The sequence below is a fragment of the Yinghuangia sp. ASG 101 genome (assembly GCF_021165735.1).
In the GTDB taxonomy this organism is placed as follows: Bacteria; Actinomycetota; Actinomycetes; order Streptomycetales; family Streptomycetaceae; genus Yinghuangia.
This window is the reverse complement of record NZ_CP088911.1, coordinates 5,387,516-5,411,647: the sequence shown is the minus strand read 5'-3', so window position 1 is coordinate 5,411,647 and position 24,132 is coordinate 5,387,516. Positions and strand designations below refer to the sequence as shown.

Here is a 24,132-nt window from a genome sequence, read left to right as displayed (position 1 = left end):
CACGGGTGAGGGTTGTCCCGCAGTGGCCCGCCCCGGTTGCACCTAGTCTGAAATCGGAGGAGGGCGGCACAAACGCGCGGACGCCGCCCGGCCGGATCACCCACAAGGGGGAGCGCCGATGCCCGACACCACCAAACAGCCCGGGGCCGGCGGGGCCGGCAATCTGCCCGCGACGCAACGGAAGCGCTTTCCGGGGATCTCCTCGCGGGCGTACGAACACCCCGCCGACCGCAGCGCGTTGGTCGCCTTGCGCAGGCTCCAGGGCTTCGACTCGGTGCTGCGGCAGTTGCACGGCATGGTGTCGGAGCGCGCGGTCCGCCTCGCGTTCCTGGCCGGCGGTGTGCGCACCAGCGACCAGCAGTTCCGGCGCCTGCACGAAATGGCCCGGGAGGCCGCGTACATCCTCGACATGCCGACGGTGCCCGAGGTGTACGTCACGCTCGACCCCCCAGCCGAACGCGATGGCGATCGGCATGGACAAGCCGTTCATCGTCGTGACGACCGGCCTGGTCGAGTTGCTCGACGACGACGAGATGCGCACGGTCATCGGCCACGAGATGGGCCACATCCTGTCCGGCCACGCGGTCTATCGCACGATGCTGCTGGTCCTGACGGGCCTGTCGGTGAGGTTGTCCGGCATCCCGCTGGGCACGCTCGCCGTCCAGGCGGTCGTCGCGGCCCTCCAGGAGTGGTTCCGCAAGTCGGAACTGAGCTGCGACCGCGCGGGGTTGTTGGTCGGGCAGGACCCGGAGGTCTCGCTCCGGGCGCTCATGAAGATCGCGGGCGGGTCGCGCCTGCACGAGATGAGCACGGACGAATTCCTCGCCCAGGCGGCCGAATACGACGCGGCCGGAGACCTGCGCGACAGCGTGCTCAAGCTGATGAACGTGCTCGGCCGGTCGCACCCGTTCCCGGTCGTGCGCGTCGCGGAGCTCAAGCGCTGGGCGGACGGGCCCGGCTACGCCGCGATCATGGCGGGCGACTACCCGCGCCGCGACGACGACGGCAACACGTCGGTGCGCGGCGAGGCGAAGGCCTCGGCCGACTCGTACCGCGAATCGGCGCGGCAGACGGCGGACCCGCTCTTCGGGCTGCTGCGCGACCTCGCGGACGGCGCCGCCGACGCCGGCGGCCGACTCCGCGACAAGTTCACCGGCCGCTCGGCGGGTTCCGCTACGACCGCGCCACCGAAATCCGCCGAAGAGCGCCCTGGCCCGGAAGACGGCGGATCGGGCGACGCCCCGGGACGCGGCACCACCGGCTGACGGGCGCCGGCCGAGGCGTCACACCGCGGCGGCGAGCACCCCGCAGGTCGTCCCGGTCGCGCCGCCGAGCGCGAGCGGGTCGATCGGCGACCCCGTCGGCAGCGGAACGGACGACACGACCGGCGGCATCGGGGTCGGCGACGGCAGCGCCGCGTCCGGCCCGACCACCCCGGTCGCCTGCCCGGTGGCTCCCGGCGCACCGGTCCCGTCCGCCGCACCCCGCGCACCGGTCCCGTCCGGCCGCCCGGCGTCCGGCGGAGCCGCCGGGGGCCCGTCGGCGGCCGGGAAGATCGGGCGGAAGTACGCCGCGGCGGCGGCCGTGCACGCCTGCGGCGCCGCGACCGTCACGATGCGCCGCACCCGAAGCTGGGCGTCGCGCAGGCCCGGTTTGTCGATCCGGAACTCCCAGACCCGGTGGACGGTGAACCGCGTGAACACCCCGCTGTCGCGTGCCTTCACCGCGTAGACGAAGACACCGTCGACCGCCACCAGCAGCTCGCCGTCGACGGGTTCGTCGATCGTCGTCACGGCGTCCACCCGGACCCGCGTGTCGGCGACCGAGATCGTCTCGGCGTCGAAGCGGGTGACCCATCCGGTCGCGGAATGGACGTCGTCGTCGACCGGATGGTCGAGGGCGGCGATCAGCTGCTGGTACTGGTCCGCCCTGAGGCTCAGCGCCGCCGACCACGGCCGCGCCCCGCCCCACACCGCCGGATCCAGCTGCGTCGCGGCGACGAAGTCCCGTACCAGCTCCAGGCCTTCGCGCACCTGGGGAGCGCTGAAGTGCTCGGTCTCCTCCTGCGCGGGCAGCGCGATCCCGGAGCGGCCGTCGCTCCAGTCGGCGGCGGGGGTGCCCGCGTAGGGATCGGCCCCCGGTGCCAGGACGACCGGCACGACGCCGTCGGCCGGCACGAGCGACACCCGGACGAGGACCGCCGGGCCCGACGCGGTCCGATGTGCCGGCGCGCCCCCGCGGCGTCCGCCGAAGTAGAGCGCCCCGACCATCAGGACGACGACCGACAGCGACAGTGCCACGGCCCGGAACGTGGTCGCGGGCACGCCGAGGACCCGACGCAGGGTCCGGGGTCCCTTCCCGGTGCGCAGCCGTTCCTGCGCCGACGGCTCATGGAGCACGGCGGCTTGGACGAAAGACTCGTCGAAGACGACACGGAACTCGTCCTCGCCGTCGGGCCCTCCCCTGCGGCTGCCGTCAGGGGGTTCACCCCGAGCGGACATGGCTCCATGGTAGGCGGCGGAGCGTCCCCCCGGAACCGGGGTAAACCGCCCGTATACCCGGTTCTTGACGCGGTTTCAGTTCCCCCGGGCGGCCCGGCCGCCGCTCGCGCCGCACTCCGTCGCGCGGCGGCCCCCGCCCGCACACCGGCGGTGACGGACGGTCAGCCCCCGCGCGCGGACAGGAACAGGATCACCGCCGCGATGAGCACGAACCAGATCGCGATCTTGAGGTCCGTACGGTCGCGGCGCCCCGTGCGTCCCCCGCCCAGTCGCCGCGGCGCGCGATTGCCGCCCGTCGGACGGCGGCGCAGCCGGCGCCGCCCCCGGTTCCCGGCCGCCTCACGAAACCCGGTGTCCTCCGGCGGCTCGTTCTTCCAGCGCTCGGCGAGCATGCGCGCCCGCGCGGACGGCTCGCTCTGCTTCGCTCCCTTGATGAATTCCTCGTCGAGCACCAGGCCCTCGAAAGGGTCGGCGTCCGCGGGCTGCCGCCCTTCCGTCGCCTCGGGCTCGTGGTCGGGTCCCCCGTCGCGTGGCTCAGACACGGGCGCAACCTATCGGATGCGGACGACGACGGCGAGACCGCCGTGTCCAGGATCACGCGGCGACACGGTGCGCGACCGGCGGCCCGCCCCCGCGATTCAGCAGCCGGCCCGCGGAGGCGCCGGACACAGCATCACCGCAGGAACCGCGGGGCCGGTGCCCGCGACCGGGTTCGTCACGCCGTCGGGATGCCGGAGGTCGGGCACCTGCGGATCCCCGGGAGGCTCCGCAGCGGGCCCCTCGGTGGCCCCGGGAGGGCGCGGCGCGACGGTGCCGACGGACGGCTGGGGGCTCGGCGCGTTCTGCCCCGAGCGCCCGGGCGCGACCGCGGTGACCGCCATCGCCACCACGCCGACGCCCATCAGCACCGCCAGCACCCAGGCCACCGACTGGCGCCACCACGTCGTGCGGCCGATCGGGCGGCCGAAGTCGCCGTGCTCGAAGCCCCGCACGTCGTCGGGGGCGCCGGCCCGGACGCCGTCGTCCGGAAGCGGATCGTGCAGCCGGTAGGGGTCCTCGCCGAAATCGGTCGGCCGGGGCGGGGTCAGCGGTGTCGGCGGCAGCGCCGCGAGCCGCCGCTCGGCGGCGGTCGGCTCGTGGATGGTCGCGGCGCGCACGAATCCGTCGTCGAAGACCACGGAGGACCAGTCGTCCCCCGCGTGCTCGGGGTTCTCCCCGAAGTCCTCCGGGCCGTCGGGTGGTTCCGGCCCTCGCGCATCGGCCACCGCATCACAGTATTACCGCGGTGGCCGAAGCGGAACGGCTTGCGGGAACCCGGCCGGATCAGCCGCGCACGTGGCCGTCGCCGGTGACGACGTACTTGGTCGACGTCAGCTCCGGCAGGCCCATCGGCCCGCGCGCGTGCAACTTCTGCGTGGAGATCCCGATTTCGGCGCCGAAGCCGAACTCGCCGCCGTCGGTGAAGCGCGTGGACGCGTTGACCATGACCGCGGTCGAGTCGACGAGGTGCACGAACCGCCGGGCCGCGGCCTGCGACGTGGTGACGATGGCCTCGGTGTGGCCCGACGAGTGGCGGCGGATGTGCGCCACCGCGTCGTCGAGCGAGTCGACCACGGCGGCAGCGATGTCGTACGAGAGGTACTCGGTGTCCCAGTCCGCGTCGGTCGCCGGCACGACGTCGGGGGAGAACTTCTGGGTCGCGGCGTCGCCGTGCACCGTCACGCCCGCGTCCTTCAGCGCCGCCAGCGCCGCGGGCACGAACGCGTCCGCGATGTCGGCGTGCACGAGCAGGGTCTCCGCGGAGTTGCACACGGACACGCGCTGGGCCTTGGAGTTGACCAGGATCTCGACGGCCGTCGCCACGTCGGCGTCGGCGTCGACGTACACGTGGCAGTTGCCCACGCCCGTCTCGATGACCGGGACCACGGAGCCCTCGACCACCGTGCGGATGAGCGACGCGCCGCCGCGCGGGATGAGCACGTCGACGAGGCCCCGGGCACGCATCAGCTCGTTGACGCTGTCGCGGGACTCGCCGGGGACGAGCTGGATCGCGTCGGCCGGCACCCCGACCGAGGCGATCGCGTCGCGCAGCACGGCCACGAGAGCCGTGTTGGAGGCGTATGCGGAGGACGAGCCGCGCAGCAGCACCGCGTTGCCGGACTTCAGGCACAGCGCCGCGGCGTCCACCGTCACGTTGGGCCGCGCCTCGTAGATGATGCCGACGACCCCGAGCGGCACCCGCACCTGGCGCAGTTCCAGACCGTTGGGCAGCGTCGACCCGCGCACGACCTCGCCGACCGGGTCGGGCAGGCCGACGACGTCGCGGACGTCGGACGCGATGGCGGCCACGCGCTCCTCGGTGAGGGTGAGCCGGTCGACCGTCGACTCGGCGGTACCGTTCGCGCGGGCCCGGGCGACGTCGTCGGCGTTGGCCGCGACGATCTCGGCGGAACGGGCGACCAGCGCGTCGGCGATCGCGAGCAGCGCGGCGTCCTTCGTCCGGCGCTCCACTGGGGCGAGGGCCGCGGCGGCCTCCCGGGCGCGCCGGGCGGTGGCGAGGACGGCCGACGTTTCGGTGGTGGGCGCGGTGGCGGATTCGCTGCTGCTCATGGCTCCAGCCTACCGAGCCCGTACGGCCGGTACCCCGGGGTTTCCGTCAGGCGAGACGGCCGCGCGGCCGGTCAGAACGGTTGGACGCCTCCCGGGACGACCGGCGTGATCGCGCCACCGGACGGGGCCTTCGCACGCTGCTGCCACGTCCCCCGGTCGACGACCTCCAGGCCGATGATCTCCCACGGCGGAAGCCCGGCCGAGCGGCGGTGCTCTCCCCACAGACGCAGGGCGAGCGCCGCGGCGTCCTGGAGGTCGCGGGCCTCCTCCCAGTAGCGGACCTCCGCGTGGTCGGACGCGTAGCGGCCGACGAGCAGGAACGGGTGGTCGTGGGCGAGTTGTTCGAGGCCCCGGCGGATGTCGTCCGAGGGCACCGCACCGCCCGCGACGGTCAGCGTTATGTGCCACATCCGGGTCTCCTCGATCCGGATCGCCTTCCTCTCCGCCACCGAGCCGTTCGCGAGCGACTCGGCGTCGTCGCGGCCGGCCCGTCCCGGCGCCGCGGCCTCCCAAGGCAGTTCCCTGCCACGTCCCACCGGTCCGCCTTCCGTCGATGACGCGGGGGACGGCCGCGGCGGCGTCGGCCTGCCGCCGGGCCCCGCACAGTGCCGGTTCCGCATCGCGTGCGTCAGCGGCGCATCAGCACCAGGTCGTCGCGGTGGACGACTTCGCGCTCGTACGCCGGCCCCAATTCCCGGGCCAGCTCGTGGGTGGAGCGGCCCAGGAGCCCGGGGAGTTCCTGTGCATCAAAGTTGACCAGTCCGCGGCCGATGATGTTGCCGTTTTCGTCGACAAGGTCGACCGGGTCTCCCGCGCCGAAGCTTCCCCCGACGGCCGTGACCCCGGCCGGCAGCAGCGACGTGTGCCGCTCGGTGACCGCCCGGACCGCCCCGTCGTCCAGCACGAGACGGCCGCGCGGGGTCGTCGCGTGCGCGAGCCACTGCAACCGGGCGGAGCGGCGCGTGCCGGTGCGGTGGAAGAACGTCCCCGTCTCCTTGCCGAACAGCGCGTCCGACGCGTACCGCGCCGACGTCAGCACGACGGGGATGCCCGACGTGGTCGCGATGCGGGCCGCCTCGACCTTGGTCACCATGCCGCCGGTGCCGACGCCGGCCTTCCCGGCCTTGCCGATCTCGACACCCGCGAGGTCGCCCGGGCCGTGCACGGCGGCGATGAGCGACGACGTCGGCTTGGCGGGGTCGCCGTCGTACAACCCGTCGACGTCGGACAGCAGCACCAGCAGGTCGGCACGAACGAGGTGGGCCACCAGCGCCGCGAGCCGGTCGTTGTCGCCGAAGCGGATCTCCTCGGTGGCGACCGTGTCGTTCTCGTTGACCACCGGCAGCGCCCCCACGGTCAGCAGCCGGTCGAGCGTGCGGTACGCGTTGCGGTAGTGCACGCGGCGCGTCATGTCGTCGACGGTCAGCAGAACCTGCCCGACCCGCAGGTCGTACCGCGCGAACGACGCCGTGTAGTGGGCGACCAGAAGGCCCTGGCCGACGCTCGCCGCCGCCTGGGCGGTCGCGAGGTCGCGCGGTCGGCGGTGGAGTCCCAGCGGTGCGAGGCCCGCGGCGATGGCGCCGGAGGAGACGAGGACCACCTCGGTGCCCTCGGCGCGCTTCGCGGCGATCACGTCGACGAGGGCGTCGACGCGCTCCGCGTCGAGACCGCCGGCGGCGGTGGTCAGGGACGACGAACCGACCTTGACCACGATGCGGTGTGCCGAGGCGACCTCTTCGCGCCCGACCGGGACTGACATGCGCCGCTGCTCCCACTCCCCCGGCGTCACGCCAGGCCCCTTGGCTTGTGCCGTCATTCCTGTTCGAACGGCTCGAAATCCTCGAATTTGCTGTGCAACGAGTCGCGTTCGCGACGCCGCTGCACCGCGGGACGCTGGCTCTCGAACCGGTGGTCCTCGCCGCGGCGGCCCAGCATCTCGGCGCCGGTCGCGACGGTCGGCTCCCAGTCGAAGACCACGCCGGACTCCTCGTCGCCGATCACCACCTCGGCCCCCGGACGCGCGCCCGCGTCGAACAGCGCCTCCTCCACCCCGAGGCGCGCGAGCCGGTCGGCGAGGTAGCCCACCGCCTCGTCGTTGGCGAAGTCCGTTTGCCGGACCCAGCGTTCGGGCTTGGCACCGCGGACGAAGTACGTCTCGCCGCGGCGCGTCACGGTGAACCCGCTGTCGTCGACGGCGGCCGGGCGCAGCACGATGCGGGTCGCCTCGGGCGGCGGCGCGGCCTCGCGGGCCTGTTGCACCAACGCGGCCATGGCGAACGACAGTTCGCGCAGCCCCTTGTGGCTGACCGCGGACACCTCGAACACCTGGAGGCCGCGGCCTTCGAGGTCGGCGCGCACCAGGTCGGCGAGGTCGCCGCCGTCGGGGATGTCGGTCTTGTTGAGCGCGACGATGCGCGGCCGGTCGTCGAGCCCGCCGTACTCCGTCAGCTCGGCCTCGATGGTGTCCAGGTCGCTGACCGGGTCGCGGCCGGGCTCCAGGGTCGCGCAGTCGAGCACGTGCACGAGGGCCTTGCAGCGTTCGACGTGCCGCAGGAACTCCAGGCCGAGGCCCTTGCCCTGGCTGGCACCGGGGATCAGCCCCGGTACGTCGGCGACGGTGTAGACGACGTCTCCCGCGGTGACCACGCCCAGGTTCGGCACCAGGGTCGTGAACGGGTAGTCGGCGATCTTGGGCCGCGCGGCGCTCAGCGCCGCGATCAGGCTCGACTTCCCCGCGCTCGGGTAGCCGACGAGCGCGATGTCGGCGACCGTCTTGAGTTCGAGGACATAGTCGCCGCCGCCGCCGGGCTCGCCGAGCAGCGCGAAACCGGGGGCCTTGCGGCGCGGCGACGCGAGTGCGGCGTTGCCGAGACCGCCCCGGCCGCCCTGGGCGAGTACGAAGGTGGTGCCGTTGCCGACGAGGTCCTCGACGAACTCCTCGCCGCCGCCCGGCAGCAGGCGCTTGACGACGGTGCCGTCGGGCACCGCGAGCACGAGGTCGCCGCCGTCGGCACCGCTGCGGTTGCCGCCCGCGCCGGGCTTGCCGGACGTCGCCTTGCGGTGCGGCGAGTGGTGGTACTCCAGCAGGGTGGTGACGTTGGGGTCGACGACGAGCGACACGTCGCCCCCGCGACCGCCGTTCCCGCCGTCGGGCCCGCCGAGCGGCTTGAACTTCTCACGGTGGATCGAGGCGCACCCGTGGCCCCCGTTACCCGCGGCCACGTGCAGGACGACGCGGTCGACGAAGGTGGTCACGATTGCCTCCAGCGGTTTGTCACCGACAAAGCCCGAAGGCGGACCGTGTTCCGGTCCGCCTTCGGGTCGAGCAAGGTGGTCCCTCGGGCGTCAGGCCGCCGGGACGATGTTCACAACACGGCGCCCGCGGTGCGTGCCGAACTGCACCGCACCCGCGGAGAGCGCGAACAGGGTGTCGTCGCCGCCGCGGCCGACGTTGGCACCGGGGTGGAAGTGCGTGCCGCGCTGGCGGACGATGATCTCGCCCGCGTTGACGACCTGGCCGCCGAAACGCTTCACGCCGAGCCGCTGGGCATTGGAGTCACGGCCGTTACGGGTGGACGATGCGCCCTTTTTGTGTGCCATGTCCTCTACTTCCCGGTCTCGATGCCGGTGACCTTGAGCTGGGTGTGCTGCTGGCGGTGACCCATGCGCTTGCGGTAGCCGGTCTTGTTCTTGTACTTCAGGATGTCGATCTTCTTGCCCTTGGTGTGGTCGACGACCTCGGCCGTCACCTTCACACCCGCGAGGACCCACGGGTCGCTCGTCACGGACTCACCGTCGACCAGGAGCAGCACCGGAAGCTCGACGGTCTCGCCGGCCGCGGTCTGCACACGGTCGGCCTGAATGACATCACCGACGGCAACCTTGTGCTGCCTACCGCCGGCGCGAATGATCGCGTACACCGCGAACCCGCTCTCTGTATCGATCGGAGCCCCTGACGCCAGCCGGCCCCGGCCGATGCCGGGTGGCCTCCCCCGGCGGCGACCGCCGGGAGGTGGGTGCTCGGGAGCCTGGCATGAACATGCCGAGGGTCAACCTTACGGACCCCGTCCTCCCCAGGTCAAACCGGGTGGCCGGGGGCCGCACAGCCGACGGCGCACGTCGGCGGTCCGCCTCCGGCCACCTCCCGGAACGCCCCGGGTTCACTGCCCCGACGACGCCCCGGCACCGACCGATTCGGCGGGCTCGGGCGTTCCGCCGTCCGCCGAATCGGCGGCCGGCTGGTCGGATGACCCCCCGGCGGGCGCGCCCGCCGGACGGGTCGCCCTGCGGGCGGTCTTGCGCGGCTTGGCGGGTGGCTCCGCCGCCGGCTCGGGCCCGCCGGGGGCCGCCCCGGCGTCCGCGTCCGCCGCGGGAGGCGCCTCGGGTTCCGAGGCCGCCGTCTTGCGCGTCGTCCGCTTCGCCGTCGTCTTCTTCGCCGCGGTCTTCTTCGCGGCCGTCTTCTTGGCGGCGGTCTTCGCGGCCGTCTTGCGCGGCGCGCGCTTGGCCGCCTTCTTCGGCGCCTCCGTGGCGGCTTCCGCGGGGGCTTCCGCGGCGGCCTCCTCCGGTGCGGCCCCGGGCGCGGCAGCGGCCTCCGGAGCCACGCCTTCGGCGGCCTGCCCGGCTTCCGCGGTCACCGCGGGCTCCGTACCGGCCGGGGCCTCCGACGCGGCGGGTTCCGAGGCCGGTTCCGCCACCGGTTCCGCCGCCTCGACCTCCGACGCCGTCTCCACCCGCTCGACCACCTCGGCCGTCTCGGGAACGACGACGACAACCTCCGCCTCGGCCTCCGTCACAACCGGGGACTCCGACTCGGCCGCCGCGACCGGTTCCGGCGTCTCGACGATCCCGATCTCCTCGACCGCACCGCCGGTCTCGGGAACCTCCGCGACGACGACCTCCACCGGCTCGACGGGCTCCGCGGCCTCGACCGGCTCGGCCTCCTCGGCGGCGGGCGTCTCGACCGGCTCCTCGTGGACGTGCTCGGCCGCGCCGTTGGCGTTGCCGCCCTTGCCGCGACGCCGGCGGCCGGACCCGCTCGACTTGGGCTCCGGCGTGTCCATGCGGACGAGCACTCCGCGCCCGTTGCACTTCTCACACGTCTCGGAGAACGCCTCCAGCAAGCCCTGCCCGACGCGCTTGCGCGTCATCTGCACCAGCCCGAGCGAGGTGACCTCGGCGACCTGGTGCTTCGTACGGTCCCGGCCCAGGCATTCGAGCAGGCGCCGCAGCACCAGCTCGCGGTTGCTCTCCAGGACCATGTCGATGAAGTCGATGACGATGATGCCGCCGAGGTCGCGCAACCGGAGCTGCCGCACGATCTCCTCGGCCGCCTCCAGGTTGTTCCGGGTGACGGTCTCCTCGAGGTTGCCGCCCTGACCGGTGAACTTGCCGGTGTTGACATCGACGACCACCATCGCCTCGGTGCGGTCGATGACCAGCGAACCGCCGCTCGGCAGCCACACCTTGCGGTCGAGCGCCTTCATCAGCTGCTCGTCGATGCGGTACGTCGCGAACACGTCGACGTCGCTCGTCCACTTCGACAGACGCGGCGCCAGGTCCGGGGCCACGTGCGACACGTACCCGTGCACCGTGTCCCAGGCCTCGTCGCCGGAGACGACGAGCTTGGAGAAGTCCTCGTTGAAGATGTCGCGGATCACCCGGACCGTCATGTCGGGCTCGCCGTACAACAGCGCCGGCGCGTTCGCGGTCGCGGCCTTCTTCTTGATGTCCTCCCACTGCGCCTGGAGGCGTGCGACGTCCCGGGCCAGTTCGTCCTCGCTCGCCCCCTCGGCCGCGGTGCGGACGATGACGCCGGCGTCGTCGGGGACGATCTTCTTCAGGATGCTCTTGAGCCGCGCGCGCTCGGTGTCCGGCAGCTTGCGGCTGATCCCGGTCATCGTGCCCTCGGGCACGTACACCAGGTAGCGGCCGGGCAGCGAGACCTGGCTGGTCAGCCGGGCGCCCTTGTGGCCGATCGGGTCCTTGGTGACCTGCACCAGGACCGACTGGCCGCTCTTGAGCACGGCCTCGATGCGGCGCGGCGCCCCCGCCTCGAAGTTGACCTCGCCGGCGTACAGCACCGCGTTGCGGCCCTTGCCGACATCGACGAAGGCGGCCTCCATCGACGGCAGGACGTTCTGCACCTTGCCCAGGTAGACGTTGCCGACGTACCCGGACTGGTCCTGCGTGCGGCTGACGAAGTGCTCGACCAGCACGCCGTCCTCCAGCACACCGATCTGCGTGCGCTCGCCGGTCTGCCGGACGACCATGACCCGCTCGACCGCCTCGCGGCGCGCGAGGAACTCGGCCTCGGTGATGATCGGGACGCGCCGGCGGCCCTGCTCACGGCCCTCGCGGCGGCGCTGCTTCTTGGCTTCGAGGCGCGTCGAGCCCTTGACGCTCTGCACGCCGTCGCCCGCGGCGTCGTCGTCGCGCTCGGCGCGGCGCGACCGGGGTTCGCGCACCTTGACGACGGTCCGCTCCGGGTCGTCGGCGCCCGGGGCCTCGGCGTCGCCTTCCGCACGGCGGCGGCGACGGCGGCGACGGCGGGTCGTCGTGGCGCCGCCGTCTTCGTCGTCGTGGCCTTCCTCGGCCTCGGCGGTCTCGGATTCCTCGTCGGTGTCCTCGGCGCCCTCGTCGCCTTCGCCCTCGGCGCGCTCGGCGTCGCCGCGGCCACGGCGGCGGCGACCACCGCGGCGGCGACGGCGGGTCGGGCGGTCGCCCGACTCCTCCTCGGCGTCGGCTTCGGTGTCGGCTTCCTCGGTGTCGGGCTGACTGTCGGGCTCGGTGTCGGCCTCCTGCGGCGGCTGCGGGGTACCGGGCTCGGCGACGGTCACGCCCGACATGCTCGCGGCGGCCTCGGCGGCCGGGTTGCGGCGCGTACGACGGCGGCGGGTGCGGGGCTCCTCGGCGGCCTCGTCGGCTTCGTCCTGCTCCGCGCGCGGCTCGGGCCCGGTTGTCTCGGCCCCGGGGGCGGGCTCGGACACGGTGAAGCGCGGCGCCCGGGTCTCGGGGGCCTGCGGGGCCTGGAACAGCGGCTGGAAGATCGCGGGCGCCACGCGGCGCGTGGGGGCGGAGGGCTCGGGCTCCGGTTCCGCCGCGCTTTCCGGCGCGGTCTCGCCCTTGGCCGCCTCCTGCGGGGCCGCCTCGGGCTCCGGCTCGGCCGTCACGCGCTTGCGCGTACGCCGCGTACGCCGGGGTGCGGGCTCGGCGTCCGCCTCCGGCGCGCTCGTGGGTGTCTCGTCGGCGGCGGGTGTCTCGTCGGCGGGCTCGGGCTCCGGCTCGGCGGCCACGGCGCGCTTGCGCGTACGCCGGGTGCGCCGGGGCGCGGGCTCCGGTTCCGGCTCGGCCTCGGCGGTGGCCTCCGGGGTGTCGGCGCCGTCGTCCGGGGTCTCGTCGTCGGCGCCGACCGCCTCGGCGGGCGCCTCCTCCGGCGGGACCACGTCGGCGTCGGGCTCCGGGGCGACCTCGGTGTCGGCGGCCGGCTCCTCGGCGGCCGGTGCCGCCGCGGGGTCCTCAGCCGTCACCTTCGGGGGCCCGGCCGGCCGGCTCGCGGCACGGCGGCGGCGACGCGGGGGTGTCGTGGCCGCGGCCTCCGGAGCGGCGGGCGTACCCGTGTCCGAGGCTGTCGCGGCGTCGTTGGATGTGGCGGTGTCATGCGGCTGGGCGTCATCGGACGCCGCACCGTTCGGCTCGTTGTCGAGCATGCGGGTCGGTCTCCCGTCACGCTTCCGGGCGCTCCAGTTACGGGCGCCGCACGGAAGCTCGTCTCTCACTCGCCGGCTCCGCACCGGGCGGGGCTGGCGAAAGTCTGTCGGATGCGCCCCAGAGGCCCGGTCGTTCCGGGCCGAGGCGTCGACGGCGGTCCGTGCTCCGGTCCGCGGTCAGTCCGGCTGCCGTTCCTCGTTCCCCGTCGAGGTCACCGCATGCTCGGGTGCGAGCGGATCGGTCACCGCTCCGGTCACGGTGTCGAGCGGCCCCTGCGCCAAGCGAGTCACCGCGGCGGGTACGGGCGGCGCGAGGTCGGCGACCAGGCGAAGACCGGACAGAACGTCGTCGGGTCGGACGGCGGGCGTAGTGTGCCGTACAACCAATCGCAGTATCGCACAGGGTGCGTCGGCACTCCCATCGACACCCTGATGACCTGCGTCAATCCGGTCATCGGACGATGCGCGCGCGTCCAGCAGGGCGACCGCCGCGCGGGCGTCGAAGGTGCGTTTGCCGTTCTTGGTCATGCGCTCGACCTCGACGGCCTCGGCACCCAGGAACGCGTCGACCGCCTTGCGCGCGACCTCCGGGTCGACCTCCGGAAGCCGGATCTCCCACACGGAGGCCTGCAATCGCTCGGCGAGATTGCCGGGCGCGGCTTCGACGACGTCGAGGACGTCGAGGCCGGGGGGCAGGGACGCGTCGAGTCGCCGACGCAGATCGACCGGTTCGCAGCGGCGCGCGACCGAAAGCTCCAGGTACTCGGCCTCGCTGGCGACACCGGTGGGGGCCGCGCCCGCGTACGAGACCTTGGGGTGCGGCGTGAATCCGGCGGAGTACGCCATCGGTACGTCGGCACGGCGCAGGGCGCGCTCGAACGCGCGCTGGAAATCGCGGTGGCTGGTGAATCGCAGGCGCCCGCGCTTGGCGTAGCGCAGACGCAGTTTCTGGACGGCCGGTGCGGGCGGCGGTCCTTCGGGCATTCGGCGGGCCAGGGCTACTCAGTCCTCAAATAGTGCGAACAAGCAAAGACAGAACAGGTGGTGCGTCACGTGGGCGAGCGGCGGTCGCGTGCCCTCGGCTCCGACGCGTGGTGCCGGTCGACCGTGGGCGAGCGCGAGGCTCTCCCCCCAGAGTACGGGGACCCATGGCCCTGGCGTCAGCGACCGCCCCGGCCCAGCGACCGCCGCACATCGGCCAGGGTCCGGCGGATACTCGCCCGCGTCTCGGCCGCCGCCCGGCGTGTCGCCCGCGCCGCGGACCGCACCGCGTGCCCGATCGGGGTGAGCACCGCGCGGTAGACGGCGACAAACGGCCACGTCAGCCAGCGCAACACGCGCGTCACGGCGCGTTTGCCCCACCCCATGGAGGTACGCGCCGCCCGACCGGCGGGACGGACGACATGCTGCCAGACCACGACGAACGGCCACGCCAGGATCCGGCCGAGGAACCGCAGGAACCGCCACGAGCGGGTGGCCGCCCACGAAATCGCGCTACCCACATGCCGCAGACCCGCGAGCAGCAGGCGCCCGACCCATGCCAAACCCTGCCAAAGCTTGACGAACGGCCAGGCCACGACGGTGCCGAGCCCCCGCACGAGCCACCCGATCCCGCGACCGACGGCCCGCAGCGCCCGCCCGGCCCACGCGACGGGCTCACGCAATACCCGCCCGCACCAGCACAGCGCTCGCCACAGCATCACGAACGGCCAGGCCAGGAGGTTGCCGAGCCAGGGGCCGAATCTCCGCAAACCACGCATGAGTTGAAGGAACGGCCAGGCGAGGAGACGCCCGAGGACGGCCAGTACGGCCCAGGTGTGTATCCCGAGCCAGGCGATCCCGCGCCACAGCATCACGAACGGCCAGGCGACCACGCGCCCGAGCCACCGCACGGCGACCCCGAGCCCGCCCAGCAACCAGCCGATCCCGGCGGCGAGCGCACACAATCCGCGCCACAGCATCCGGAAGGGCCACGCCAGCACCCGCCCGAGAACCCTGAGCGGCCCCGCGAGCACCCGGCCCAACCACCGCAATCCGCGCCACAGTTGGACAAACGGCCAGGCCAGCACCTGCCCCACGGCACGCGCGGCGATACGAATCGCCGCCCATATCGCGACAAGCGCCGTGCGCAGAAGCTGGAACGGCAGGACGAAGACAAACGCGAGAATCCGCACCGGCCAGAGCAACCACCCGGGCGCGCCCGGGGGTTCGTCCGCGGCGGCCGGCTCCTCGGCCGGTTTGTCGAACCCCACCAGCCGGGGCTCGTCGCCCGCGCGCCCCCCGGAACGCGGCAACTTCTCCCACGCGATCGAGGACCTGCCCCGAGGCACCCGGCCGCCCGCGTCTCCCGGCTCGGCGGGACGCGCGTCCGGCGGCGACTCCTCGTGTCGCCCCGGATCGGCGCCACTCTGCGCGGGCACGTCACGCACGTCGCCTCCCGAAGGCTCAGTTGTCGACTGGGACGTACCTCCCGGCACCCCCGGTTGCGGTCACAAACCGGGCACGCTACACCGCTTCGCCTTGCTAAGGTCGGCCCGTTCGCCACGAGGACCCCAAATCCCGCCCATTTTCGCGGTCTTCGCACTTTTGCGGATACCGGGGGCCCGGGCGGCCGCCGGGCGCGGCCGAGCACACGCTGTCGCCGGTCCGTCAGCGGCAGTCCCCCGGTCGGCCCGGCGACCTCCGCCCTTCGCCGGGCCACCGGGCGCCGACTCCGCGCCGGGCGCGAGGAGACCGCGAGCGCTCGTCGCCCGACCGGGCCGCGACGCTACTTCACGACCGACAGCGGCAACAGCTTCTTGCCGGTGGGGCCACCTGGATCGCCGCGTCCATCTGCGCGCAGATGGACGCAGCCCTACAAATAAGGAGAAGGACAGCACCGAACTGGGGCTGCCCTACCCCCGGAAGCAAGGTGCGCCCGCACAGCTTCCGCAATGAGATCGTAGGGACCTACCCTACGGCGCTTGGCCTCAGCGATAAGCTGCTGGTCAAGGTCATCATCCCAAGCCTTGCGCATGTGCTCGATGTTCCTGCGTTTTGTGATCCACCGACAGTTCGCCGGGTGTAGCCGGGCGTCGCGATCCTGGTGGTGGGCTGAACGCGCAACGCGTTCATGGACGTGCCGAATACTCTCCACCACTCGTTCCCGGAGGCCGGTGACATGTCAGTGCGGACATGGCGAGCGGCGCATGCTGATCTGAACTGGGCGAACGTCGCCGGACCCGCCTGCATGATTTTCGACTGGGAAGACTGGGGCTTGGCGCCCGAAGGGCTGGACGCGCCAACGCTGTGGGGGGATTCGCTCGCGGTGCCGTCGTTGGCCGCGCGCGTGTGGGCGGAGCGTCGGGAGGATCTGGAGAGCGATGACGGTCGTGTGATGCGGCTGTTCACCCTCGCCAAGGTCATCGCCTACGGATCGGACGACGACCCCCTCTACGGCCCCGCCCGACACGCGGCGGCGTCAGCCCTCGCCGTCCGGTAGGGAACGACTTCGGATTCGCTCGCGGAGCGCGTCCCCGTAGGCATCCAGGTGCCCGAGGTTCGGCGTGCTCTTGAGGGACGACACCAGACCTCTGAGGTGTGCCGGGTTGTCCGATCCGACGGCCACCGCTGCGACGTCGGGCAGGTTGTAAGCGACCCGGAATGCTCCTTCGAGCCGAGTCAGGCCGTCGCCGTCTCTCAAGAATGTGCACGGGTCGAGGATTTGGTCCCACAGCGGGGCGCGAGGCTGACGACCGAAGGGGCTCATGCCCCAACGGTGCTCCGGAGCAATACCCCACCCATCCATCAGTACGTCCGAGGCGTCAAGGACATCGATCGGGACGAGCAGGCCCGCCCGGACCATCACCACCCCGGGCACGGGACCGACCCGGCCCAGGTCCAGGAGGGGCCGCGTGTCCCACGACGCTGCTTCCCAGTTGTGGCACATGCCGGCCGCAGCCGCGTCGTGCAGCACTGTGCATGCTGCGGCAAATACCTCGCTCGCTTGCGCTGCCACAACCCCGCGGAGGGATTGCTCCGGATTGTGCAGCAAGATCACGTCGGGCTCGCGGCCGAGATCGCGGCGGGCAAGGCTTCCGGCCCCAACGTGTGACGGCCACCGGGCAGGTAGCCGACCTTGGTCGAGATGCTGAACCGGGCAAGCACATCCGGCACCGTGCTCGCGAGAATCGTGTGTGATGCGAAGCCCGCGTAACTAAAGGCCGTGTCTAGGCCGTCGATGCCTGCGTCAAGGGCACCTTCGAGGGTGTCGCGTCGGTGACCAGATCGGTGTAGCCCGAGGACAACTCGGGGGTCAACGGCGAGCACAGGCCCTCCCGGACGAGTAGTTCCGCCAGGCCCTGGGTGGGCCCGTCAACGTTCGTGCCGAGCTTCACGGGGTGGCCGCTCAGGAGCGGCCATACGGCGTCCTCGGCCGCACCGGGGAGGGTCAGCCGCTTGCCTACGGCTGCGAGGGCGACTCGCCCGTCCGCGACGGTGATACGAGGCGGGAACGGGGTGGTGCAGACCACCGCTTCCAGTGGGCCGAACGTCGACAGGTAAGGGACCTGCCGGGCCTGGGTGGTCTCCAGCGGGTACTGGTCCAGATAGTGCAGCGGGGTGCGTTCGGCGGCCAGCGTGGCGGCGGCGTCGATGAGTCCCCGCACTTGGAGCACCTGATCGGAGGACATCGCGCGTTCGAGGTTCCGCCGGAACCGCGGGTCGTCCCGGCACCATTCGGCCAGGTACTCCATCCAGGAGGCACCGGTTCGCCGGGTGAACCCGAACGTTGCGTGGAAGCTGAGGCCGTCGCCGCAGTCGGCGCGGGTGGCCCGGTGCCAGTAGCCGCGGGGGATGTGCATGACGTCCCCGGCGGAAAGTGTGCCCTTCCCGATTCGCTGATGAAACGCAAGAAGCCCCCTGGCCTGATGGCTAGGGGGCTTCTTGTCGTCTGGGCGAGACTGGATCTATGGCATCCGGTAGCCCAGCCATTCGCGCCATCCGTCGAGCACAGCTTTGATCCAGGGGGCCTCGGTCCTGGCGTAACGCTCCTCCATCATGCGGACGTTCGCCACGAGGAACGCATCGACCGCCTTCGGGTCTGCGTTCCGCCAGCCCCGGATATCGCTGACGATCGCCTCCGCCTCCTGGGGGGAGTGCTCAGCGCAGATGAGCTGATTGGCCAGCAGAGCCGCGTCAATGAATCCAGCCGCCAGAGTGGGCCATGCCCAGTCGACCAGGTACGCGCGACCGCTGGCGCGTTCGATGATCACGTTGTTGCCGTGCGGGTCGCCGTGGCAGATCGTTCGCCCACGCAGCAGCTCCGGGGTCTCGCAGAAGCGGTCCCATCTCGTCTCGGGCCAGTCCAGCTCGACGGGAAGTCGAAGATCCGAAACCCGGTCGATCAGCCGCGCGAGACAGCGCGCGCCGTCCGGGGTCTTCAGGTCTGCGGGCGCCCCGTCGATGTAGTCGAACACGCCAACTGCCCACGTTGCATCACGCAGCGTTGCCACCAAGCGTGGCGCGATGCCGTCCAGGTGGCTATTGACGGTCAGTTCGCGATCGAGGGAGTCGAGGCGACCCCCGGGGCTGTTGCGCATGCCCTTGACGAAGAACCTCCCAGCCTCGGACTCGACGAGCAAGAGCGCGTCGGACATGTTCCCGGAGGGGGCCGGCGTGTAGCGGCCCACGGGACCGGTGTGCGACGCGACCAAATCGAGCAGGGCCGGGAGGTCTTCGATGGTGTCCACTCGGTGATCAGTTCCTCGGGTCGCATTCGCTTCCAGGGAAGCCGGGCGTGCATTCCGTGTTGGGGTCGCACCGCTTCGGCTTGGACGACATCGCCGCGTCGCGAATCGAGCGGCGCGCATCAGCCATGACTTCCCCGTTGAGCACGTCGGCCAACGGTGCGTCGTGGATGGACCCCACGCGCATCCATGGTGCCAGGGTGCAGGGCGTCACGGTCCCGTCCGGGCCGACTGCGGCGCGGCCCGCTCCGCACCGACCGCACAGGGCAGCCGGGTCGGTGCTGTTGCCGGCCCGACCGAGGGGACGTTGATCATCCACGCGGATGTCTCGCACGCCGAGGTCGTTCAGGTGTCGGACCGCAGCCTCAACGTCCTGGTCCTCGTGGATTCGGACGATTCCCACCCGCAGCCGGATGCCCAAGGCGAGGGCCCGGACGATGTTCGCTTCGGTACGGGCGCGTGAGGGGCGGCCTGTGACGCGGTTGTGCGTGTCGTCGTCGGCTCCGTAGTAGGAGGTTGCGACGCGCACGCCATCGATCCGGAAGACCTCCCACCACTCCCCGGTCACGTGGACGAGGTTGGAGTAGACCTCCACGGTCAGGCCGTTGTCGAGCGCGCGCTTGGCGATGTCGGCCGCGTCGGGGTGCAGTGTTGGCTCACCGCCGATGAGCTGGAGGTCGCGAATACCGTAGGCCGCGGCCTCGTCGACCAGGTTGAGCCAGTCCGCGCGGCTCATCGTCCCGTGCCTACCGTCGGGGCCGGACGCGTTGTAGCAATGGGTGCAAGCGAGTTGGCACTTGCGCGTGAGGTCGAGCGACAGGCTCTCGATGTCACTCAGGCGTGCGGGTGCTTGCGCGTCGAACGTAACCGTCATTTCCCGTTCCTCCCGATGAGTTGGATTACGGGGCCTTGCGGCATGGAACGGCGGTCTCGCTGGTGTCGTCCCCCAACCGCAGAGGCGGTAGTCCTTGGTCTCCCTCCTTTCTGCGTAGGCTGCCTTGGCGACCCTGATGCGCTCTTCGGCCGCCTCGCGTCGAGCCACAGCCTCGCTGTACTCGGTCATGCGGAGCCCTTGAGGCTCGGTCGGGGCAGCGATTCAATGGCCGACATCAGGGTGCTTGGGTCGGCCGTGCGGAACTCTCCAGCGCGAGCGGCTTCTTCCGCCCAACGCTGACGGAGTGCGCGCCGGGCGCGATCGAATTCGTTCTGCGAGACAACCGAGTGCGGCCGCACAAGCCACCGTTTGTCATTGCGTGAGTGCTCAGATCTTCAGCTCACGAAGACCGGACAGCACGCGGGTGAGAACGCCGGTGTCCGCACTCGTGTGGCCGTGTTCGCGGAGGCGGCGGGCCTCGGCGAGGGCGGTTACGGTGATGGTGTCTTGGATGGCGAGGGCCAGAACCGCCGCTTCCATGGGGGATGTTCGGAGATGGAGTGGGCCGACGAGGTGGCTGCCATCGGGCTGTTCGATGGCAGCGCGGGCAAATATGATCTCCAACGACCGTTCGGGGTACGGAAGTTGAGCCAGTGCCTCCGGCATCAGCGGCAGCACGGCGACACCGGTGAGATTGCCGCTCACGTGCTTTGTCTTCCCGGCCGTGCCTGGCACCTTGGACACGCGCACGGAGGCCACGCCGACGAGGTAAGGCTCAGCCGGCACGCGTCGAAAAGCCCGCTGGGTGCGTACGTCGTCACCTCACGGGGAGTTCGTTCACCCGTTTCGGGATCGACGCGGTAATTCGCGATGGTCATGCCTCGCGTCGGTACGCGTACGGCTGTGTGTGATCACTACCCGTCATGCAAGCAACGCTACGGAGCAGGGAGAAAAGGGTTCAATGGCACTTCGTTTGCTTGTGCCTGCGAAGTGCTACGGGGGGGTTACAGGGGCAGTCCGACCGTATCGGCGAGAGTCCGCATCTCCGGCGTCAGCGAGCGCCGACCGGCGACGATGCGCCCCATGATGTCTCGGGCGTAGCGCTGGTGTGGAAGCCATTCAGGAGCTGCGGCCTGCACCTTCTGAAGAACCTCGACTGATTCGGCGAACTGCCGCATTCGAGCATGCGCGTCTGCGACATCGAGTAGGTGCCTGTTTCGGTTGTTCGTGCTGGGTTGCATTTGGTCCAGCGGGATCCGGGAAGCCAGTTGAAGCACCCGGTCCGGCCGGTTGGCGATCATCGCGTTCTCCGCATGCTTCATCGCGACAGTCACGGGTCCGAAGGGAGCGAACGAAGTCCCATGGGGCGCATATTCGCGCCCGATGGCGACGGCCGCCGCACGGGCCAGCCTCAGTGAGTCCTCCGCTTCACCAGGGCGGTTGTCGCGGATGCCGGCCGCAGACACACGCAACAGGAACCACCCCCACGCCCTCAGGTCGTCCGATGTGGCTTTGGACATGCGGGGCTCGGTCGCATCCGCCCACTCGGTAGCCAACGCGCGGGCCTCCGCAAGTCGTCCGCGACGCAGAAGAAGCCAGCCTTGGGTGTTGGCAGCCGCTGCGCCCTGAAGGCGATCCACAGATGCGTCGAGCGCATTTTCAAGAGCCATCTCGGCGGCATCGAATTGCCGGGTCTGGGTCAGGAGCCGCCCGGTCACATGCATCAATGTCGCGCGCAACGCGCGCTCACCCGGTTCACGCTTGTCCAGCGCCTCCGCATCACGCAGGAGTGCGGGGAGGACTGCGCCAAGATCGGTGAGGCGGTTGCTCGACAACAGCCGCAACACCGCGCGCAACGACGAGCCGATACCTTCAACCGTCGGTTCTTCGAGGTCCTTATCTTCGGAGTGCGCCACAAGCATCTGTCGGACGGGCTCCCACAGATCGACCGTCTCCTGCGTTGCAGCATCTTCCCGGCTGTCTGTCATCAGGCGCGTGGTGGGCACGCGAAGAGCCGTCGCCAGCTTCCGCGCCGTCTCCAGACGCGTATCCGACTTCTCCCCCTGCTCCAACTTCCGGATCAACGACAGGGACACGCCTGACAGTTCGGCCAGTTCCCGTTGCGTCAAACCCCGGCGCTTGCGTACATCCCGGAGTTGTTCGCCGATGTTCGCACCCATGCCTGAAGCCTTCCCGTGGGGCTGCCTATCCACTCAAGCACGCAGGCAACCCTCGCGAAGGGTCTTCGCCAACAACTCAGTCCCACAAAGTGGTTCATACTTCTCGCGAAGCGTCGTCATCACGAGAGGAAGCCGCATGTCACAGATCGAAGGCGCTCGGTTGTTTCGGGAGGCCTGGATCGCGGGGGTGCGTCGGCACTTTCCCGGGGAGCCGAAGGCCGGGTACGTCGTTCCGTGGGACGAGACGCCGCAGTGGGAGCGGGAGGCGGCGGGGGCCGTCTATGAGCAGGTCCGTCAACTCATCGAGATCAGCGGTGGGCACGCGGGCAGGCTCACACGAGAACAAAAAGGGCGCTTCGTGGCGACGTGCTGGGTCGCGCAGATGTTCAAGCACTTCGAGGATCCGAAACCGGGCTATGTCGCCGATTGGCCTGATCTTCCCGAGTGGCAGCAGTTGACCGACGCGGACATTTTCGAGGCGATCGAGACCGTCGCTGTGGGTCAACTCTGAGCTGGGCAGGGCGAGTTCAAGTTCCTCGTCCTGCCCAGCGGAAGAGAGTTACTTCACGACCGACAGCGGCAGCAGCTTCTTGCCGGTGGGGCCCACCTGGATCTCGGTGCTCATCTGGGGGCAGACGCCGCAGTCGAAGCAGGGGTTCCAGCGGCAGTCCTCGACCTCCACCTCGTCCAACGCGTCCTGCCAGTCCTCCCACAGCCAGTCCTTGTCCAGGCCGGAGTCGAGGTGGTCCCAGGGGAGGACTTCGTTCCAGTCGCGCTCGCGGGTGGTGTACCAGGCGACGTCGACCGGCTCGTCGGCCAGCGCCTTCTCGGCGGAGCGCATCCAGCGTTCGTAGCTGAAGTGCTCGCTCCAGCCGTCGAAACGGCCGCCGTCCTCCCAGACCGCGCGGATGACGCGGCCGACGCGGCGGTCGCCGCGGGACAGCAGGCCTTCCACGATGCCGGGCTTGCCGTCGTGGTAGCGGAAGCCGATCGCCTTGCCGTACTGCTTGTCGGCGCGGATCACGTCGCGGAGTTTCTGGAGGCGGGCGTCCGTCGTTTCCGGGTCGAGTTGCGGGGCCCACTGGAACGGGGTGTGAGGTTTCGGGACGAAGCCGCCGATCGAGACCGTGCAGCGGATGTCGCGGTTGCCGGAGACCTCGCGGCCCTTGGCGATGACCTTCTTCGCCATCTCCGCGATCTCCAAAACGTCTTCGTCGGTCTCGGTGGGCAGGCCGCACATGAAGTAGAGCTTGACCTGACGCCAGCCGTTGCCGTAGGCGGTCGCGACCGTGCGGATCAGGTCTTCCTCGCTGACCATCTTGTTGATGACCTTGCGCATGCGCTCGCTGCCGCCCTCGGGGGCGAACGTCAGGCCGGAGCGGCGGCCGTTGCGCGTCAGTTCGTTGGCCAGGTCGATGTTGAACGCGTCGACGCGGGTCGAGGGCAGGGAGAGGCCGATTTTGTCCTCGGTGTAGCGGTCCGCGAGGCCCTTGGCGACGTCCGCGATCTCGCTGTGGTCGGCGGAGGAGAGGGACAGCAGGCCCACCTCCTCGAAACCCGTGGCCTTCAGGCCCTTTTCGACCATCTCGCCGATGCCGGTGATGCTGCGCTCGCGCACCGGGCGCGTGATCATGCCGGCCTGGCAGAAGCGGCATCCGCGCGTGCAGCCCCGGAAGATCTCGACCGACATGCGCTCGTGCACGGTCTCCGCGAGAGGCACCAACGGCTGCTTGGGGTACGGCCATTCGTCCAGGTCCATCACGGTGTGCTTCGACACCCGCCACGGCACCCCCGAGCGGTTCGGCGCCACGCGCTGGATGCGGCCGTCGTCGAGGTAGTCGACGTCGTAGAAGCGCGGGACGTACACGCCCCCGGTGGCCGCGAGGCGGAACAGCAGCTCATCGCGTCCTCCGGGCCGCCCCTCCGCCTTCCACGCCCGGATGATGTCGGTGATCTGGAGCACCGCCTGCTCGCCGTCGCCGACCACGACCGCGTCGATGAAGTCGGCGATCGGCTCGGGGTTGAACGACGCGTGCCCGCCGATCAGCACGATCGGGTGGTCGTCGGTGCGGTCGCGGGACTCCAGCGGGATGCCGGCCAGGTCGAGCGCGTTGAGCAGGTTGGTGTAGCCCAGCTCGGTCGAGAAGCTGACGCCGAAGACGTCGAAGGCGCCGACCGGCCGGTGCGCGTCGACGGTGAACTGCGGGACGGAGCGCTCGCGCATGAGCTTCTCCATGTCCGGCCACACCGCGTACGTCCGCTCGGCGAGGACGTCCGCGACCTCGTTGAGCACCTCGTACAGGATCATGACGCCCTGGTTGGGCAGGCCGACCTCGTACGCGTCCGGATACATGAGCGCCCAGCGGACCGCCGCCGCGTCCCAGTCCTTGACGGTCGAGTTCAGCTCGCCGCCGACGTACTGGATGGGCTTCTGCACGCGCGGCAGCAGCGGTTCCAGGCGCGGGAACACCGACTCGACGGGCATGGTGCACGGCCTCCGGCGGGGGTTGGGGGGGGACGCCCGGACGGGCGAAG

At 71.2% G+C, this 24,132-nt stretch carries 21 protein-coding genes and 1 pseudogene; 3 read left to right on the top strand and 19 right to left on the bottom strand.

Annotation, left to right across the window (positions count from 1 at the left end; translation table 11 throughout):
• Window positions 1-118: 118 nt before the first annotated feature.
• Window positions 119-1,265 (top strand): annotated as a pseudogene (locus tag LO772_RS23265) (M48 family metallopeptidase).
• An 18-nt stretch (window positions 1,266-1,283) separates the two neighbouring features.
• Here LO772_RS23265 and LO772_RS23260 read toward each other — a convergent pair.
• The 12 genes from LO772_RS23260 to LO772_RS23205 all read right to left on the bottom strand — a co-directional run bounded on the left by LO772_RS23260 (window position 1,284) and on the right by LO772_RS23205 (window position 15,246).
• Window positions 1,284-2,501, bottom strand: coding sequence for an SCO2583 family membrane protein (locus LO772_RS23260; protein WP_231773970.1), 1,218 nt, complete (start codon window positions 2,499-2,501; stop codon window positions 1,284-1,286).
• 161 nt (window positions 2,502-2,662) lie between these two features.
• Window positions 2,663-3,043, bottom strand: a complete 381-nt coding sequence (locus LO772_RS23255) for an SCO2583/SCO2584 N-terminal domain-containing protein (protein ID WP_231773969.1) — start codon at window positions 3,041-3,043, stop codon at window positions 2,663-2,665.
• Between the two features lie 96 nt (window positions 3,044-3,139).
• Window positions 3,140-3,766 (bottom strand): SCO2584 family spore wall biosynthesis protein, encoded by a 627-nt coding sequence (locus tag LO772_RS23250; RefSeq protein ID WP_231773968.1) that lies wholly within the window; start codon window positions 3,764-3,766, stop codon window positions 3,140-3,142.
• A 58-nt stretch (window positions 3,767-3,824) separates the two neighbouring features.
• Window positions 3,825-5,111 (bottom strand): glutamate-5-semialdehyde dehydrogenase, encoded by a 1,287-nt coding sequence (locus LO772_RS23245; RefSeq protein WP_231773967.1) that lies wholly within the window; start codon window positions 5,109-5,111, stop codon window positions 3,825-3,827.
• 71 nt (window positions 5,112-5,182) lie between these two features.
• Entirely contained in the window at window positions 5,183-5,647 is a 465-nt protein-coding gene (locus LO772_RS23240; protein ID WP_231773966.1) for a hypothetical protein, read from the bottom strand.
• Between the two features lie 92 nt (window positions 5,648-5,739).
• Complete coding sequence (gene proB, locus LO772_RS23235; RefSeq protein WP_231773965.1) at window positions 5,740-6,870, bottom strand: glutamate 5-kinase; 1,131 nt, start codon at window positions 6,868-6,870, stop codon at window positions 5,740-5,742.
• A 53-nt stretch (window positions 6,871-6,923) separates the two neighbouring features.
• A complete protein-coding gene (obgE, locus tag LO772_RS23230; protein WP_231773964.1) occupies window positions 6,924-8,366 on the bottom strand; it encodes a GTPase ObgE in 1,443 nt (480 codons plus the stop codon).
• A 90-nt stretch (window positions 8,367-8,456) separates the two neighbouring features.
• Window positions 8,457-8,711 carry a 50S ribosomal protein L27 gene (gene rpmA, locus LO772_RS23225; protein ID WP_231773963.1) on the bottom strand — a complete coding sequence of 85 codons (255 nt, stop codon included), beginning with the start codon at window positions 8,709-8,711 and terminating at the stop codon, window positions 8,457-8,459.
• A gap of 5 nt (window positions 8,712-8,716) precedes the next feature.
• A complete protein-coding gene (gene rplU, locus LO772_RS23220; RefSeq protein WP_231773962.1) occupies window positions 8,717-9,031 on the bottom strand; it encodes a 50S ribosomal protein L21 in 315 nt (104 codons plus the stop codon).
• A gap of 240 nt (window positions 9,032-9,271) precedes the next feature.
• Complete coding sequence (locus tag LO772_RS23215) at window positions 9,272-12,817, bottom strand: Rne/Rng family ribonuclease (protein ID WP_231773961.1); 3,546 nt, start codon at window positions 12,815-12,817, stop codon at window positions 9,272-9,274.
• A 177-nt stretch (window positions 12,818-12,994) separates the two neighbouring features.
• Window positions 12,995-13,801, bottom strand: coding sequence for a TIGR03936 family radical SAM-associated protein (locus LO772_RS23210; protein ID WP_231773960.1), 807 nt, complete (start codon window positions 13,799-13,801; stop codon window positions 12,995-12,997).
• A gap of 176 nt (window positions 13,802-13,977) precedes the next feature.
• Window positions 13,978-15,246, bottom strand: a complete 1,269-nt coding sequence (locus LO772_RS23205) for a hypothetical protein (RefSeq protein WP_231773959.1) — start codon at window positions 15,244-15,246, stop codon at window positions 13,978-13,980.
• An 800-nt stretch (window positions 15,247-16,046) separates the two neighbouring features.
• Between LO772_RS23205 and LO772_RS23200 the strand changes: the two genes are divergently transcribed.
• Window positions 16,047-16,298 carry a hypothetical protein gene (locus LO772_RS23200; RefSeq protein ID WP_231773958.1) on the top strand — a complete coding sequence of 84 codons (252 nt, stop codon included), beginning with the start codon at window positions 16,047-16,049 and terminating at the stop codon, window positions 16,296-16,298.
• Here LO772_RS23200 and LO772_RS23195 read toward each other — a convergent pair.
• From LO772_RS23195 to LO772_RS23170, 6 genes are all read right to left on the bottom strand, one after another.
• A complete protein-coding gene (locus LO772_RS23195) occupies window positions 16,278-16,856 on the bottom strand; it encodes an aldo/keto reductase (RefSeq protein WP_231773957.1) in 579 nt (192 codons plus the stop codon). The genes LO772_RS23200 and LO772_RS23195 overlap by 21 nt on opposite strands.
• Before the next feature lie 169 nt (window positions 16,857-17,025).
• Window positions 17,026-17,658: a cupin domain-containing protein gene (locus LO772_RS23190; RefSeq protein ID WP_231773956.1), complete on the bottom strand. Its 633-nt coding sequence runs from the start codon at window positions 17,656-17,658 to the stop codon at window positions 17,026-17,028.
• Between the two features lie 105 nt (window positions 17,659-17,763).
• Window positions 17,764-18,546, bottom strand: coding sequence for a phosphotransferase (locus LO772_RS23185; protein WP_231773955.1), 783 nt, complete (start codon window positions 18,544-18,546; stop codon window positions 17,764-17,766).
• A gap of 7 nt (window positions 18,547-18,553) precedes the next feature.
• The gene (locus tag LO772_RS23180) at window positions 18,554-19,606 is read right to left on the bottom strand and encodes a radical SAM/SPASM domain-containing protein (RefSeq protein WP_231773954.1); all 1,053 of its coding nucleotides are present in this window, start codon (window positions 19,604-19,606) and stop codon (window positions 18,554-18,556) included.
• Between the two features lie 198 nt (window positions 19,607-19,804).
• Window positions 19,805-20,122 (bottom strand): hypothetical protein, encoded by a 318-nt coding sequence (locus tag LO772_RS23175; RefSeq protein ID WP_231773953.1) that lies wholly within the window; start codon window positions 20,120-20,122, stop codon window positions 19,805-19,807.
• A 299-nt stretch (window positions 20,123-20,421) separates the two neighbouring features.
• The gene (locus tag LO772_RS23170; protein WP_231773952.1) at window positions 20,422-21,597 is read right to left on the bottom strand and encodes a helix-turn-helix domain-containing protein; all 1,176 of its coding nucleotides are present in this window, start codon (window positions 21,595-21,597) and stop codon (window positions 20,422-20,424) included.
• A gap of 136 nt (window positions 21,598-21,733) precedes the next feature.
• Between LO772_RS23170 and LO772_RS23165 the strand changes: the two genes are divergently transcribed.
• Window positions 21,734-22,108: a hypothetical protein gene (locus tag LO772_RS23165; protein ID WP_231773951.1), complete on the top strand. Its 375-nt coding sequence runs from the start codon at window positions 21,734-21,736 to the stop codon at window positions 22,106-22,108.
• Between the two features lie 48 nt (window positions 22,109-22,156).
• On the opposite strand, the gene LO772_RS23160 is transcribed toward LO772_RS23165, so the two are convergent.
• Window positions 22,157-24,082 carry a TIGR03960 family B12-binding radical SAM protein gene (locus LO772_RS23160; RefSeq protein WP_231773950.1) on the bottom strand — a complete coding sequence of 642 codons (1,926 nt, stop codon included), beginning with the start codon at window positions 24,080-24,082 and terminating at the stop codon, window positions 22,157-22,159.
• Between the last annotated feature and the right edge of the window lie 50 nt (window positions 24,083-24,132).